This is a genomic window from Thainema salinarum CENA647 (assembly GCF_057732415.1).
Map to the genome: position 1 here is coordinate 3,748,781 of NZ_JBYJZJ010000022.1, position 13,077 is coordinate 3,761,857.

Below are 13,077 nucleotides of genomic sequence, written 5' to 3' on the forward strand. Positions count from 1 at the left end.
CTCATGATTCCGCTGCACTTGGGGCAATGCCTAACTCTGCTTCTACTCCTTGCCATACAGGTTTCGCCTCCTTCCGAATTGGAATCCAAACCGTCCCCACTTCGCCTGCCACCTGTTCAAACCGCTCAACGTTTTCGCCCAAGTAGCACAGCGCCGAACTGAATCGCGCCCCACTTGGCTCAGGTTTGCCGTCTGCATCCAGGTAGGTCACGCGCCCTCTGAGCAGACAGATCCGGTCAGGCCGCAAAAACGTCCACCACTTTTCCGAGCTATAAACAGGAACCAACACAACCGCCTCCGTCACCTCGCCATAGAGCATCGCGTTCGACAGGTGATTCGCCCAGTTCTCCAAGGTGCTCCCGTGCTTGCCAGAGTACGGCGGATTCATGAACACCTTACCGAACCAGTCGTGAGCCAGTCCGTTATCGGCCAGGGTGTAATGATGCTTAGCGGGGAAGCGTTTCGCGTCATCGGCGCACGGGTCGAGATCCACCGTGCCCAGAATCTTCAGCACCACTTCGACCAGGCGCGGCGGCGTCAAGTGAACATCATGCGCGTCTGGGTTGTCCAGTCGCTTACCGGGTTCTTGCCCTGACGAATTTGGCTCAGGTTCCAAAACGCTCACGCGGGTCGCATTTGGATCGCCATCTGGGTCGTTTTCAAAACGCTCACGTGTGAGCGTTTTGCCTTCACCCGAATCGATCAACTCGCCATCAACAACCTCAGCCGTTCCCGGCAGCGCGAGCCGTTCATCGCTGTCGTCAGCATCCGAGATCAGCGTCATTGCCTGTCGAATGCTGAGCTGAGTATTCGATCCTGCCAGCACTGGCAGAATCTTCTGCCACTCTCGCGCAATCCGCATGTACCGCTTGGCACTGCTCACGCTGCCATCAAAGTTGGCACTCAAATAGTTTTGCCACTCGCCATGCTTACACTCGGCCTTCGCCTTATTCAGGTGATCGCCCGCTTCCTTGGCCGCATAGATCGCCGCCTCAATGTTGTGGCAAACCTCGCCATGCTTCAGGTTCGCTTTCTCCATCAGCCAATCCAGTTGCGTCACGGGTTCGCCCGTGATCTCAAATCCCGGAAAGGCAATGATCTGATCGCCCTGTAGTTTTTCACCCATCATCCACCTCCACAAACTCAAGCTCTAGGCATTCCTGCCCTTGCTGGTTCAAAACTTTTTCCTGACTGACCACTCCAAAAAACGATCCTCGAATCCGATAAGCCGTTCGCGTGATCTTGTCGATGGTCGCCTGGGGAGTCTTTGGGGGCAGCGTCACCAGCATTTGCACATCCACCTCTAACCCCTCTAATCGCATAACCCTTGCTCCTTGAGCATCGCTCGTATCCTTGCCCGTGCCGCTCTGGCCTCCGGAGTGTTCGCGTCATACTGCGGATCATCAGGATTGAATACCGGAATCGGCTCCGACTGGGTCGCCGCTGCTTTCAGGTGATCCTGGTAATCCTCCCAGCGAGCTTCCAGCACCGATAGATCGCCGCCCCGCTCCTGATTCTGGATGTACGCGACCGCATCACCGCGCATCATGTTGCGCCCCGGCTGGATGCCCTCCAGGCCGATGCGGATAAACTCCACAAACCCGCGATCCAAATGTTCAAAGTGCCCGCGCCCAGTCCGCCAAGGCGGCAGCGATGCACCCTGCTGAAACCGTTGGTTCAGCTTTTCGCCTCCGTGCATTGCCCTACCTCCATCCTTCTCAGAGCCAATTGCTCTTCCACTTGCGTAAGCAAAATAGGCGGCACATCAACCATCCCTTGCTGTCCTTTCCAAGTGACTCCCAGTTGCCGAACTTCGTCCAGCGCCCAGGCATAGCGTCCAGGTGCATAGTTACCTAAAGCCCCTTCTAAATTTGAGGGGCTGACGTGATGCGACTGAAAGCAATCTGTCAGTTTGCAAATTGCCACCACAGATCCCAGCGGCAAATCAATCGACCCAAAGAACTCAGATACTTTGTCCCGGTCAAGCGATCCTTCTAAATTGTCAAGGATCGCTTCCATCTCATATGTTTTAGGTCGCCGACAAGCCGCATGAATCAGCAGCTCACCTCGATACTTTGTCGGCCAACTCCGCGTCTCGTAGCGCTTCAACCCATAGGCAATCAACGACGCCCAAGGTTGCCATAGAGTAATAATTTTCACGTCGGTTCCTCCCATCGCTTCATCTCTGCCCGCATGGCTCGCAAGTAGCACTTGCTGGCAGCAGTCACCCCGCGCTGCTGGAGATAGACGGCAAGCGCCAGCTCCAGCAATCGGTTCGGTTCCAGTCCCTCATGCTCCCTCAACACCCCCTGAGCCAACGCCCAGAGATCTTCCGGCAGTTCCACCAGGGCGGCGATCGTCTGAGTGCCCTGATAAGATTCCGGGATCTCGTCTGGAATTTGCAGCTCAGCTTCCTCAATCGGCAACAGCATCTGACCAACCAACATCGGAATGCCGCGCTTCTTCAGTCGGCCAATCTGCCGCAGAGAAGCCCGCGCCCGTCCCAGGTGATAGGCACAGATCGCGTTCAGCTCTTCAGCGCTTTTGGCCCACCAATAGCCGTGCGGTGGTTGAGCACAGATCGGCCAGCCCTCATCACGCAGCGCCATGATCACGCGACGCAGTTGCCGCTCTTGATGTTTGGTGCTCCGCTGGAGAGTGATGGTTTCGACTACCTCGCGAGCACTGAGCGCTTGATCGCGCCCTTCCTGCTGGCGAAGCAGTTCCAGGACATTGTCAGGGGTGAGGGGAGTCATGAGAGATTAATGTTCTCCTGTCAAAATCCAACGAAAGCGATTGCTCTGGGCAAACCGCCGAACCATTTCAAACTGCCCCGGTTCGACAAACTCAAACGAACCAGGCTTCAGGGTGTAGTAGGGATGGCCATCGGCGTGAACGTTCTTCTTGGCCTCAACGATCACCTGCACCGCCATTGGACTGATCACCCCGTCCTTATGCGTCTCCAAACCGATCAGGAACTCATGCAGATTGATCGCGGTTTCCTTCTTCGCCGCCAGAATCCCGACCACGTTGTCCTCATCCACAAAGGCAACGTCTAGCCACGTTTGCGGCTCCCGTCCCCAGCGCTTGCCATAGCTCCAGCGCGTCTCAAAAATCTGCATCACCAGCGCAGGCTCCTTGGCCTCGGCACCGAGCCAGAACAGACCGACCTCGCCATCAAAGCGATACTGTCGAGGGATGTCTTTGAAGACTGGCCCTTCCTGGGGTGTGCTCACTGCCCACTCTGGTGCAGGCATTCCATGTAAGTCAGTTGGCTTCATTGTTTCAAGCGCTCCAAAAACGCATCAACTTGTTCAATCTGCTGCCCGACAAAGCAGGCAGTCTGCTCAGGCGTCGCGCCCTTCAGCATCGTCGTGGCCTTCACCAACAGCTTGTTGCGCTCAGTGTCCCAGGCCGTCCGCTTGCAGTCGGCCAGGTCAACGACAGCAATCTGTAGGCAGATCGCCATCAGAGTCACCCGTGCATAGTTGGCTGTAAATTCAGCCTCAAGTTCTTCCGGCGTCGCCTGCTCAAAGAACTCTGCCAAGGTTGGCAGGTTCGTCGGTTGAATCGAATCAGTCATTCTCTGCCTATACCTGCTTCACTAAATGGCCATAGGAAATGTTCACGCTCTTCTGGGAATACCCAGTGATCTCAGCAATCTGCTCAACGGTCTTCCCCTGCCGAATCAGATCGCGCATCTCTTCCTTCTGCTCCTCACTAAAGCCGACCTTACTCGGCTTCTTGCCAGCCGTCACGGGCTTGGGCGCAAAACTGCGGAGCACCTTGATCTGACTCCTCAGCGTTTCAATCTGGCTCTCCATCTGGGCAATCTGCCGCTCAATCTCGTCCGGCGACGCCAACTGAATCTCTTTAATCGCTTCGGCTAAATTCATTGGGTCTGTTTTCTCCTGTGGTGTGGGTTTGGTGGGTAGGGGCGGGTTGTTTGCCCCTACGGGTTTATCGGTTTTCGCACTGGCTCGGATCGCCTTCAGCCGCTGACACTTTGGACACAGCCTGTCGTCATCGAGCTGAGCAACACTGAAGCAACCTCGACAGCGAGCCAGCAGCGGCACAACGCTCACGCCACCTCTCCCAGCGCGGCCTGTGCCTGCATCATCCGGATCAGCACCTTGCCTTCGCAGTTGGCAAACCCAGGGGAGAGCACCGCCTGGTTCCACAGCCGCTCGGCCTCGCCACTAAAAATCACAAGTGCCGAGCCATCCCCCAGCAAGCAGTTCAGTCGGTCATTCTGCCAGCCCAGAGCATAGATTTCCGCAAGCTCAGGCAGGCTGGCAGAAACCGGGGAATCGGGTGAAAGTTCAGAAATCATGGGTATACTCCTAAATACAAATGGGTTTATTTGTAGGGGCGAATTGGCGTTCGCCCTGTGGGTTTATCGGGTGAGAGTGTCAGCTCTCACCCTTTTTCATTAGCTGGCTGAGGGCTGCACAAACTCCAGCGTTTCAAGGCTGAAGCCCAATGTGCCGTTGGTGTATTTGCCGCGAATCAGCTTCCACCACTCGGTATTCGGAACCGAGACGATATACCAGTAGCGGCCATCCCACATGCCCTGCTGCAAGATTGCGCCCGCGCAAAATTCAACATCGGCTTCAAAGATTTCACGCCGCGTAATCATCCGAGACTTCCTACCGTTGCTCAGGTAAGCTCGCCGATCCAAGCCGACCTTGCAGATCTCCAGCGGCACCCCGGCCACGTTCATCAAGCGGCGCAGCTTACCCGACATTGCGGCTCAGCTCCTCATTCAAGTGGGCTTCAAAGCCCAAAGCCGGATTGCGGTGCAGAGAGCGGATCAGCGCATTGGCTTTGAACCGTGCTCGGAAGTCGATCCAAGCCACCCGCATCTCTCCCTCTGCCCCGTAGAAGCGGATCATGCCGCCATACAGAGCCGTCAGAGAATCCACCACAAACGGCAACCTCGGATCGCCTTTGGGATAGCGGACGCAAACGCAGTAGACGGGTTTAACGGTCACGGGCACACGGCCCAGGGTTGTGAATCGTTTTTTCATCGGATTGTTCAAGTGTCATGAGTGGGTTTATCGGTCTTGTCAGCCTGGGCAAACCACAAGCGGGTCAGCCCTTCTTTGTTTCCGCCCTCCAGCTGGCATCCCAGCGCCAGGGCGTACATGTGCGCGTCGAGGATGGTGCGGGTAATTGCAGCCTCCAGCCGACACAGCACCTCGCTCTCAGGGTTGGCAATCCCCTCCAGCAATTTCTTGGCGCGGAGTCCGTTGATCCGGTGTTCGTAGCGCACCAGTCCGGCTCCGTCTTCAATGTGGGAAACGCTCACTTTCGCCCGCGTCGTTCCCTGGAGAATCTTGGCAGTCAAGAACATCTCCTGAAAATCTGCGCTCTGGCTGATCAGCTTCCAGCCATAGGGCGACCAGGCCGACAAGATCCAGGGTTCCTGCTCATCCCGTGCGGCCAGTTGTTCGGGTGTGGTTTGGGTCTCTATCGGGTTCATCGCACTAACTTTTCGTAGGTGATCAGTTGCTCGGTGTTCAGGTCAAAGACCTCTGGATACCGCATGTGAACCAGCGGCGGCAGTGGCCCCGTGTCCCGGATTAGCTGATAGGTGTTCGACTGTCCCTTGTGGGTCTCGCCTGCCTGACAGCGGAGATATCCGGCTCGGCTCAATGCCAGCAGCAATCGCCGCGCACTGGGAGCCAGCAGATCAGCCGTCAGACAAAGCTGATGGGTGTCAAAGATTCGCATGATCCGGATCGCTCTCCAGGCCCGTGTCTGGTCGTCGGCCTTTTCCGGCTGGAGGTTGGGGTCAATCAGTTTGCCGTTGCCGTCCAGGTAGGGAGCCAGCAGTCCCGTGTCGCGCACAAGCTCAAACTCAGCGGCCTGCTCTTTCCACGCGCCCTTGCGTCCGATCTGGGTCACATAGCCGTGCTCAATCCAATCGGTGTGGATAAAGCTGACCTGGTTGTGCTGGACTCCGAGCTGATTAGCAATTTCGGGGAGGGTATATCGCCGCTGAAGCCGGATCGTTTTCCAAAAGATTTGTCGTAGGACGCGGCGTTCTCTCAGGTTTCGCATGGCTCTACCGCTCCCACTGTGCATCACGCCATTGCCGATGCATCGTTCGCATGGCGATGCCAACTTGGCCAATGTCGCAGTTGCGCCGCTGTTCGATGATCGCTTCATAGCGCTTCACCATCAGCTCAAGCTGCACTGGGTTCTTCGCGCCGTCGAGCAGTTCGGCCTTGAGCTGCTTCACGCGAATCAGCAGTTCTTCAACGGTCTTAAGATGGCCGAGCACCATCTCGGAGTGAAGCAAAAACACTCCTTTGAAGTTCAGCCAGCGCGTAGGCGAAATCAGCAGGCGCGAATGGACTTTGCCCTTACTCGGCTCAATCTCCTCATAAAACACAGCGGTAATGACCTGAGCCGTTCCCGCCACATGCACATACAGGTTGTCATCGCGACCGACGCAGCCCGCATCGCGGTAGAGGGTGCAGCGCATTCCGGCGTAGTCTTTCAGCCCAGCGCTCCAGTACATTGCCGTGTCGTACTGGATGAAGCCGCCCTGCTTGATGGTGCGGAAGCCCAACTGCTGTTTGCCGTGCAGGATCTGCAGATTGCCTGTTTTGGTTACTGTATTCACTGTCTGTTCTCCGTTGATATGGGTTTATCGGGTCTATCGGGTTTATCGCTTTAGGAAGAACTCGCGCTTGGAGTCCTTCCACTCAGCCAGCGTCAGCGGATCGCCAGGGGATTTCTTCAGGTGCTTATGCAAGCTTTCAATCGCGGCAAGTCCCACCGTCACGCGGCGGATCACGCCCTCGGCTTCGCCCAGCAGGTACATCAGCAGCGCCTCTTCAATCCGCACGTCGCACACCTGCCCCGCCAGCATCTTGATATCCAGGTCATTGATCGCACCGAACTCGATGTTTTCCGAGACTCGGTTGGCAAACTGCTCATAGCGCAGCAGCTTCTGGCGGATCTTGTCCATGCCGACCAGGATCACGGGCACGCCGCTCATGTCGTGGATGCAGCGCAAGGTTTCAAGCATTCGACCACCGCCACCGTGATCGGTGATGAAGTCGCCTTCGTCCACGAACAGGGTGCGACGCGAGAGCGCCAGATTTTCAACGGCCAGGTTCATCAGGTCTTGGTTGTTGCCTTTGGCCGGAATGCCCATCTCTTTGAGGATTGCGTTCAACATGGCTTTGGGTGTCCAAACTGGGGTGGCTGTGATGAAGCAGCCGTTCTGCTGACAGGCCATCCAGTAGATGGCACAGGTCTTTCCGTAGCCGCTTTTCCCGTGAACAAGGGTGATCTTGGGAAATCGGATCGGTGCGTTCTGTTGCCGCGTGTGGGCATCTAGTAGGCGGGAAATATTGGAAACAGTGACAATCTGAGGTTTCATAGCTAAGATTGATTCAACATCTGAACTCGTACTGTGTGCCCTGGTGGGCTTTGACCCTTGCCGATTGACCCCGGCAAGGGTTTTTAACTGGCTTGCAAAAAGGGTTGAATTTCGTCCAGCAGCCGTGCGGTCACGGTGCGGACATCGTAGTCAGCGGCTTTGGCCGCGTCGCAGATCTCCATAAAGTTGATTTGCGTTGCCCACCGATCGGGCTGGTTCTCATACACCCAAGCCAGCAGTTGAAAGTCGTCTTTTGAGAGCGGTTCTTCCAGCCAGTAATACTGATTGAGCTGATTACCCACGCCTTCAACTCGCTTTTCCCAAGCTTCTTCTTCATCACGGATGCGCTGCTTCTCCGCGACTTCAGCGGCAATCCGCAGGTGCTCTTCTTGGCTCATCTCCTGATTGGGGTTGAGCACTTTGCTGGCCTGGTCATAGATTTCCTGAGCGGCCACTGCACCGGGGGAGGTGTAGTCTTCGGCGGCATAGCTAAGGGTACGCACCTTGTCGGCTCCGGCCTTGGCCTTGGCGACAATGTCGGCTCCCATGTTGGCGAGTCCCAGGTCTTTGCCCAGCTTCTTGATCACGCGAGCCGCTTTCTTCTGCTCATCGGCCAGGGCTTTCGTCTTGCTGGCTTCAGCGGTGCGATCCATGCCCGTGAGTTCGGGAGCCTCGGCAACGCAGATGAACTTGGCACAGGTCGCGTCAGCGAAAACGTAGACTTTGCCCATGTCGTCACAGAAGCGCACATGCACCACCTGCTGGGAGTAGTTGAACAGCTCGGCGGCGATGTAGTCGTAACCGTTGATCCGCAGTCCTTTCTTCTGGACAACTCGCTTGGTGCTCTCGGCCATCAGCACGTCGAGCACGCGCTCATCCTGCACTCGCCGCACGGTCTGATCGCTGGCTCGCTGGAGCGGACTCATGCCGAGCGAGCTATGTTCGCGCTGCATATATATAGATGTGATCCAGTCGTCGGCCATCGCCTGGAAGGAGCGCAGATCCATCGGCAGTTCGACTGAGCCCTTTTTGCCGAAGCGTTGCTCAAAGCTTTCTCGCGCTCGGATCGCCTGCCGTTCGGCTACGTTGTGGCCCAGGTAGTTAGGCAGCATGGGCAGAATGCCGCGATTGAATGTGCCGAGGAATCGTTCAATGTGGGGCTTCTGTTCGGGGCTGAAGGGGGAGCAAACTTTGTGTTCAATACCCAGCGCGGTGCAGACGCTCTGGATGTGGATGCTGCGATAGTCTTTGCCGTTATCGGTTTTGATGGCGTTGGGCACGCCCCATTCAAGGATCGCTTTCCGCATGAGCTGGCAAATCGCAGCGGAGCTGCTGGTCTTGCTGACGAATACCATTGCCCGCCGAGTAAATACGTCGATCACGCCGCACAGGTTATAGCGCCCGTCAATGAGCATGATATCGGTGGGGGTGCTGTCAAATTCCCACAGTTGGTTGGCGGCGGTGATGCCGTCGCTGGCGCTGCCGTATGCGGGCATGATCCGGTTTTTCCAATCGTCGGGATTGGCCAGCAGCAGGTATTCGCCTTTGTGCTCGGCTTTCCATTTGGCAATCCAGCGGCGCAGGGTGGGTTCGCTGGGCACGTCTTCGGGGGGAAGCGGGTGAGGAGGGAGTTGCGGGCTTGGTTGCCTGTGAGTTTGGGGAATTGGCCGAGGAGGCCGAGCATGTGCTCCAGAATCTGGGGGTTGTCCTCAACGATGCTGCCCTTGCGTCCGCGATATTTTTCGCCAACTTCTTTCTGCCACTTCCTCACGCTGCCACGACTCACGCTGGGAATCGTTTCCTTCACCCAGCTCGGTGCTTGGATCTCACCAGCCGAGTAGAGTTCACAGAATTGGTATTCGCCTTGCACAATCTTTTCGGCGGTTTTGGCAAACTCGGCATAGAGTATTAGACGACAATGACATAGGCGGGTGAGACCTGCCGACGACAGTTACACAGCCGGGTAGAGAGCACCATTTTTTATCACCTGTTCCAGTTGTCGTCATAGAAAAAGACACTAGAGGCATCTCCCAAGAATGTGGGGAAGCCACCAGTGCCCAAACAAACTATTCAAAGTTATCAAATCAAAGTGTATAAGAAAGCGCGAGAGCTCGGCCTAACGCAGAGTGATGCAGCTGCGATTGCCGACTTTTCAGACCGAACCGGTCAACGAATTGAAGCAGGGACGCATCAACCCAATCGAGGTCGCTTGCGGGATTGGCGCACGAGCGCCGACCCGTTAGCTGGGGTATGGGAAGACGAGTTGGAACCGATGTTGCGGCGTGAGCCAAGACTGAAGCCAATGACGTTGTTCGAGTACTTACAAGAGCGCTATCCCGGTCAATATCCGCAAGTGCTGCGCACCCTGCAACGGCGAGTGAAAACGTGGAAAGCATTGTATGGTGAAGCACCGGAAGTGATGTTTGAACTACGCCACGAGCCTGGGGTGATGGGCATCTCCGACTTCACGGAACTCAAAGGCGTTGAGATTACGATTAACGGTCAACCGTTTGAGCATCTGCTCTACCACTACCGCTTGGCCTATAGCGGTTGGCGCTATGCCCAAGTGATTCAAGGGGGCGAGAGCTTTATCGCTTTATCGGAAGGGTTGCAGAATGCGCTGTTTGCCAGTGGTGGAGCCCCCAAGGAGCATCGCACCGATAGCCTGAGCGCCGCCTATCGCAATACCGGTGGCACAGGTCGCAAACCGTTGACTCGCCTGTATGATGACCTGTGCCACCACTACCGTCTAGAACCGACGCGCAATAACAAAGGGATTGCTCACGAGAATGGCGCGATTGAGTCTCCGCATGGCCATCTGAAAAACCGCATCACCCAAGCGTTGTATCTGCGGGGCAGCCATGACTTTGAGAATGTGGCCGCCTATCAAGCGTTCATTGCGGCTTCGGTTGATAAGCTCAATCAGCAGCACCAAGCCAAGTTTACCGAAGAGCAGAAGCATTTACAGCCCCTGCCCAATCATCGGGTGGCTGATTATGAAGTCCTCACCGCCCGCGTGAGCACGCGCAGCACCATTGACGTGCGCTGCATCCTCTACACGGTGCCCTCCCGGTTAATTGGTCGTCAGCTCGAACTGCATCTGTATCATGACCGCATCTGTGGCTACCTGGAGCGCCAGTTGGTGGTGGAACTGCCACGGGTGCGCGTGACGGCCAACGATAAACGGCGCGCCCGGTGCGTCAACTATCGCCATGTTATCGAAGGTCTCAGGCGCAAACCCCGCGCCTTCCTCTACTGCACATGGCAGCACGACTTATTGCCCAATGACCACTATCGCTCTCTATGGCACCAACTGGAGACGTCTTTTGACCGCGATTCTGCCGCTCGGTTAATGGTTGAAGCACTCTACATTGCGGCCACGCAAAACCGAGAAGCGGCAGTGGCTCAGTATCTAGACGCGCAATTAGCCGCTGGCACAGTAACGCTGAGCGCGCTGCGTCAACACTTTCAACTCCTGAGCGAGTCCGTCCTGCCGAACATCCAGGTGCAACAACATAACCTCCAAGACTATGACCAACTCCTCCGAGCCGACGCCACCGATCAGTCCTTACCAGAGCCTGAGTCTGCACCTCAAACAACTGCGGCTTTCTCACATGCTCCAGCATTGGGAAAGCCTCGAACATCAAGCCATGCAAGACCAGTGGTCTTACGCTCAATTCTTGCTGGCACTGTGCGAATTGGAGGTGGAGCGGCGCTGGAGCCTGCGCCTCCAACGCGCCCTACAAGAGGCCCAACTGCCCCCGGCCAAAACGGTTTCCAACTTTGAGTGGGACCATCTTCCCCAGCTCAATCCGGCTCCTTTGATGCAACTGACCACCGACACCCGCTGGTTGGAGCGAGCCGAAAACTGTTTGATCTTTGGCCCCTCTGGCGTGGGTAAAACCCATCTAGCAACTGCGATCGCTCGCGCCATTGTGGAACTGGGCAAGCGGGCTAAGTTCTTTGCCGCAACCACCTTGGTTCAGCAGTTGCAGCAGGCTAAATTACAACTGCAACTGCCCGCTTTGCTCAAGAAACTCGACCGCTTTGACTTGCTGGTGATTGATGATCTCGGCTATGTCAAAAAGTCAGAAGCCGAAACTTCTGTCCTCTTTGAGTTGATTGCTCATCGCTATGAGCGGCGTAGTCTGCTCATTACCGCGAACCAGCCCTTCAGTCAGTGGGACGCTGTCTTTGCCGACACCATGATGACCGTTGCCGCTGTCGACCGGCTGGTTCATCATGCTCTGATTGTTGAAATGCAGGCCGATAGCTATCGCAAACGGTCGGCCGCGACGCGCTCCGCTCACGCTTCATCTCAGGCTTAATCCTCATTTGGTCAGCGATCATAGCTGTCGTGACAGCTATGATCGATTATTCATTCCGTTATTCATCGGCAACGGTTCAACTGACGGATTCGCCTATCTAGCTGTCGCGTCACGCCAAAAGCTTGACATTTGATAATAGAGCTTAACGACCCATCTGCGGGCGTGGATTCGGCGATCTGCTTTCTTCTCTGGTCGCTCGGTGGAGAGTTCCACCATGTCCATTGGCAGACCGTACTGTTTAGGCTCTGGCTCTGGGATGGGGTTGAGCGAAATCCAATGTGCGATCAGCTTTTCGCGCCACTCTGGGGGGAACTGTTCAATCGGATATTTAAGCGCCTTGCTGCCTTCAATCCGCTGTCCTTGCCAGCTTTCATCTTTAGCTTTACGTTGAACCTGCCGAACGCTGACCCCAATAATTTCGGCGGCTTGCTGAGCAGAGAATCTATCCATAAACCTGCTCCATCACTTCAGACGTAAAGACTGGACATTCATTCCCATCGCTGATGTCAATCAGCGCTTTGATATTAGACACCCCGCTCATAAGCCAAAAGACATCAATATCCAAGCCTTCAGCTAGAGCAAAAAAACCGCGACGAGTGAGGTAGGACTCATCATCTAAAACCCCACAAATCAAGTCTTTCGGTACACCTGTCTTCAAAGCCAACTCAGCAGGCTTCATAGAACCCATCACCGATCTCAGGCGATCTTCTACAAACTCTTCAGGCTGATCAGGCATGACTTTAAAGCAACGCGCACCAGTGGCCTCATCAACCACCAAGACAACAATTTCGTCCCCGTCTATGCCATCAGCGCAAAAGATGAAGTGATCGCCAACCTCAAACCTTTGTCCCAAAGAATCCAGCACTGCTGAATCAGACAGCTTCTCAATCGTCCAACCTGCCTCCGTAAGAACATCAGCAATTTGTAGATTTAGAACTTCAGCCCAAAAGGAAAATAATTCTTTTTTGAAAGCCTTGAACTCTTCGTCACCATAGGCAGCTATCTCGGCCAACCTCTTTTGAACTTCCTCCTTATGAAAATCCTTTATCTCGCCGTCATAACGATCCGCTATAGCGAAATAATTTTGCTCGTCACTCATCTAAGACACCTCTGAACTGTAACGGTCTGGGAACACTCTTTTTACAGACATACCAAGCTTTTCAGCGATCCTCTGCTCAATGCGACGTGAGCGTTTTGCACCTGCCAAAACATTGGAAACTGCTGATCTGTTAATCCCCAATTCGCGAGATATGTCAGCTAGCGAACTGCCTTTCATCCGCAGCTCAGCCTTGATTAGCTCTTTATTCATCCGTAATTCCTTTCGAAAAGGATGGAGTATTACTATAGGGG

General features: G+C 55.3%; 20 protein-coding genes and 1 pseudogene. 2 read left to right on the forward strand and 19 right to left on the reverse strand.

The features are described 5' to 3' along the window. Nucleotide 1: 1 nt before the first annotated feature. The 16 genes from AC286M_RS23230 to AC286M_RS23305 form a co-directional block, all read right to left on the reverse strand. Nucleotides 2-1,129, reverse strand: coding sequence for a DNA N-6-adenine-methyltransferase (locus tag AC286M_RS23230; protein ID WP_488206651.1), 1,128 nt, complete (start codon nucleotides 1,127-1,129; stop codon nucleotides 2-4). Then, the gene (locus tag AC286M_RS23235) at nucleotides 1,119-1,322 is read right to left on the reverse strand and encodes a hypothetical protein (protein ID WP_488206652.1); all 204 of its coding nucleotides are present in this window, start codon (nucleotides 1,320-1,322) and stop codon (nucleotides 1,119-1,121) included. The genes AC286M_RS23230 and AC286M_RS23235 overlap by 11 nt, the downstream gene beginning before the upstream one ends. Further along, nucleotides 1,313-1,699, reverse strand: a complete 387-nt coding sequence (locus AC286M_RS23240) for a hypothetical protein (protein WP_488206653.1) — start codon at nucleotides 1,697-1,699, stop codon at nucleotides 1,313-1,315. Before AC286M_RS23240 ends, AC286M_RS23235 begins: the two co-directional genes overlap by 10 nt. Then, nucleotides 1,678-2,160 carry an ASCH domain-containing protein gene (locus AC286M_RS23245; RefSeq protein ID WP_488206654.1) on the reverse strand — a complete coding sequence of 161 codons (483 nt, stop codon included), beginning with the start codon at nucleotides 2,158-2,160 and terminating at the stop codon, nucleotides 1,678-1,680. Before AC286M_RS23245 ends, AC286M_RS23240 begins: the two co-directional genes overlap by 22 nt. Further along, nucleotides 2,157-2,756 (reverse strand): hypothetical protein, encoded by a 600-nt coding sequence (locus tag AC286M_RS23250; RefSeq protein WP_488206655.1) that lies wholly within the window; start codon nucleotides 2,754-2,756, stop codon nucleotides 2,157-2,159. Before AC286M_RS23250 ends, AC286M_RS23245 begins: the two co-directional genes overlap by 4 nt. Nucleotides 2,757-2,762: 6 nt before the next feature. Further along, a complete protein-coding gene (locus AC286M_RS23255; RefSeq protein WP_488206656.1) occupies nucleotides 2,763-3,281 on the reverse strand; it encodes a hypothetical protein in 519 nt (172 codons plus the stop codon). After that, nucleotides 3,278-3,583 (reverse strand): hypothetical protein, encoded by a 306-nt coding sequence (locus AC286M_RS23260; RefSeq protein WP_488206657.1) that lies wholly within the window; start codon nucleotides 3,581-3,583, stop codon nucleotides 3,278-3,280. The genes AC286M_RS23255 and AC286M_RS23260 overlap by 4 nt, the downstream gene beginning before the upstream one ends. A 7-nt stretch (nucleotides 3,584-3,590) precedes the next feature. Further along, nucleotides 3,591-4,085 carry a hypothetical protein gene (locus tag AC286M_RS23265; RefSeq protein ID WP_488206658.1) on the reverse strand — a complete coding sequence of 165 codons (495 nt, stop codon included), beginning with the start codon at nucleotides 4,083-4,085 and terminating at the stop codon, nucleotides 3,591-3,593. Beyond that, entirely contained in the window at nucleotides 4,082-4,333 is a 252-nt protein-coding gene (locus tag AC286M_RS23270) for a hypothetical protein (RefSeq protein WP_488206659.1), read from the reverse strand. The genes AC286M_RS23265 and AC286M_RS23270 overlap by 4 nt, the downstream gene beginning before the upstream one ends. Nucleotides 4,334-4,432: 99 nt before the next feature. Further along, a complete protein-coding gene (locus AC286M_RS23275) occupies nucleotides 4,433-4,747 on the reverse strand; it encodes a hypothetical protein (RefSeq protein ID WP_488206660.1) in 315 nt (104 codons plus the stop codon). After that, nucleotides 4,737-5,030, reverse strand: a complete 294-nt coding sequence (locus AC286M_RS23280) for a hypothetical protein (protein WP_488206661.1) — start codon at nucleotides 5,028-5,030, stop codon at nucleotides 4,737-4,739. Before AC286M_RS23280 ends, AC286M_RS23275 begins: the two co-directional genes overlap by 11 nt. 8 nt (nucleotides 5,031-5,038) lie before the next feature. After that, on the reverse strand, nucleotides 5,039-5,485 hold the full coding sequence (locus tag AC286M_RS23285) for a hypothetical protein (RefSeq protein WP_488206662.1): 447 nt from the start codon (nucleotides 5,483-5,485) through the stop codon (nucleotides 5,039-5,041). After that, entirely contained in the window at nucleotides 5,482-6,066 is a 585-nt protein-coding gene (locus AC286M_RS23290) for a hypothetical protein (protein ID WP_488206663.1), read from the reverse strand. Before AC286M_RS23290 ends, AC286M_RS23285 begins: the two co-directional genes overlap by 4 nt. Nucleotides 6,067-6,070: 4 nt before the next feature. Further along, nucleotides 6,071-6,634 (reverse strand): hypothetical protein, encoded by a 564-nt coding sequence (locus AC286M_RS23295; RefSeq protein WP_488206664.1) that lies wholly within the window; start codon nucleotides 6,632-6,634, stop codon nucleotides 6,071-6,073. 42 nt (nucleotides 6,635-6,676) lie between these two features. Next, nucleotides 6,677-7,399, reverse strand: coding sequence for an AAA family ATPase (locus AC286M_RS23300; protein ID WP_488206665.1), 723 nt, complete (start codon nucleotides 7,397-7,399; stop codon nucleotides 6,677-6,679). Between the two features lie 83 nt (nucleotides 7,400-7,482). Further along, complete coding sequence (locus AC286M_RS23305) at nucleotides 7,483-9,000, reverse strand: DDE-type integrase/transposase/recombinase (RefSeq protein WP_488206666.1); 1,518 nt, start codon at nucleotides 8,998-9,000, stop codon at nucleotides 7,483-7,485. 488 nt (nucleotides 9,001-9,488) lie between these two features. Between AC286M_RS23305 and istA the strand changes: the two are divergent. Both istA and istB read left to right on the forward strand, forming a co-directional pair. Beyond that, nucleotides 9,489-10,550: pseudogene (gene istA, locus AC286M_RS23310) on the forward strand (IS21 family transposase); the annotation flags it as partial. Between the two features lie 379 nt (nucleotides 10,551-10,929). Continuing rightward, nucleotides 10,930-11,727 carry an IS21-like element helper ATPase IstB gene (gene istB, locus AC286M_RS23315; RefSeq protein WP_488203569.1) on the forward strand — a complete coding sequence of 266 codons (798 nt, stop codon included), beginning with the start codon at nucleotides 10,930-10,932 and terminating at the stop codon, nucleotides 11,725-11,727. Between the two features lie 93 nt (nucleotides 11,728-11,820). On the opposite strand, the gene AC286M_RS23320 is transcribed toward istB, so the two are convergent. The 3 genes from AC286M_RS23320 to AC286M_RS23330 are packed head-to-tail and all read right to left on the reverse strand — an operon-like array spanning nucleotide 11,821 to nucleotide 13,036. After that, a complete protein-coding gene (locus tag AC286M_RS23320; protein ID WP_488206667.1) occupies nucleotides 11,821-12,177 on the reverse strand; it encodes a hypothetical protein in 357 nt (118 codons plus the stop codon). Then, nucleotides 12,170-12,826 carry a hypothetical protein gene (locus AC286M_RS23325; protein WP_488206668.1) on the reverse strand — a complete coding sequence of 219 codons (657 nt, stop codon included), beginning with the start codon at nucleotides 12,824-12,826 and terminating at the stop codon, nucleotides 12,170-12,172. The genes AC286M_RS23320 and AC286M_RS23325 overlap by 8 nt, the downstream gene beginning before the upstream one ends. Continuing rightward, nucleotides 12,827-13,036 carry a helix-turn-helix domain-containing protein gene (locus tag AC286M_RS23330; protein ID WP_488206669.1) on the reverse strand — a complete coding sequence of 70 codons (210 nt, stop codon included), beginning with the start codon at nucleotides 13,034-13,036 and terminating at the stop codon, nucleotides 12,827-12,829. Nucleotides 13,037-13,077 lie beyond the last annotated feature (41 nt).

What these genes read in the sequence shown, in the direction of transcription:
- AC286M_RS23230 (WP_488206651.1), bottom strand. Translation starts at nt 1,129, where the DNA reads ATGATGGGTGAAAAACTACAGGGCGATCAGATCATTGCCTTTCCGGGA.
- AC286M_RS23235 (WP_488206652.1), bottom strand. Translation starts at nt 1,322, where the DNA reads ATGCGATTAGAGGGGTTAGAGGTGGATGTGCAAATGCTGGTGACGCTG.
- AC286M_RS23240 (WP_488206653.1), bottom strand. Translation starts at nt 1,699, where the DNA reads ATGCACGGAGGCGAAAAGCTGAACCAACGGTTTCAGCAGGGTGCATCG.
- AC286M_RS23250 (WP_488206655.1), bottom strand. Translation starts at nt 2,756, where the DNA reads ATGACTCCCCTCACCCCTGACAATGTCCTGGAACTGCTTCGCCAGCAG.
- AC286M_RS23255 (WP_488206656.1), bottom strand. Translation starts at nt 3,281, where the DNA reads ATGAAGCCAACTGACTTACATGGAATGCCTGCACCAGAGTGGGCAGTG.
- AC286M_RS23260 (WP_488206657.1), bottom strand. Translation starts at nt 3,583, where the DNA reads ATGACTGATTCGATTCAACCGACGAACCTGCCAACCTTGGCAGAGTTC.
- AC286M_RS23270 (WP_488206659.1), bottom strand. Translation starts at nt 4,333, where the DNA reads ATGATTTCTGAACTTTCACCCGATTCCCCGGTTTCTGCCAGCCTGCCT.
- AC286M_RS23275 (WP_488206660.1), bottom strand. Translation starts at nt 4,747, where the DNA reads ATGTCGGGTAAGCTGCGCCGCTTGATGAACGTGGCCGGGGTGCCGCTG.
- AC286M_RS23280 (WP_488206661.1), bottom strand. Translation starts at nt 5,030, where the DNA reads ATGAAAAAACGATTCACAACCCTGGGCCGTGTGCCCGTGACCGTTAAA.
- AC286M_RS23285 (WP_488206662.1), bottom strand. Translation starts at nt 5,485, where the DNA reads ATGAACCCGATAGAGACCCAAACCACACCCGAACAACTGGCCGCACGG.
- AC286M_RS23290 (WP_488206663.1), bottom strand. Translation starts at nt 6,066, where the DNA reads ATGCGAAACCTGAGAGAACGCCGCGTCCTACGACAAATCTTTTGGAAA.
- AC286M_RS23300 (WP_488206665.1), bottom strand. Translation starts at nt 7,399, where the DNA reads ATGAAACCTCAGATTGTCACTGTTTCCAATATTTCCCGCCTACTAGAT.
- istB (WP_488203569.1), top strand. Translation starts at nt 10,930, where the DNA reads ATGACCAACTCCTCCGAGCCGACGCCACCGATCAGTCCTTACCAGAGC.
- AC286M_RS23320 (WP_488206667.1), bottom strand. Translation starts at nt 12,177, where the DNA reads ATGGATAGATTCTCTGCTCAGCAAGCCGCCGAAATTATTGGGGTCAGC.
- AC286M_RS23325 (WP_488206668.1), bottom strand. Translation starts at nt 12,826, where the DNA reads ATGAGTGACGAGCAAAATTATTTCGCTATAGCGGATCGTTATGACGGC.
- AC286M_RS23330 (WP_488206669.1), bottom strand. Translation starts at nt 13,036, where the DNA reads ATGAATAAAGAGCTAATCAAGGCTGAGCTGCGGATGAAAGGCAGTTCG.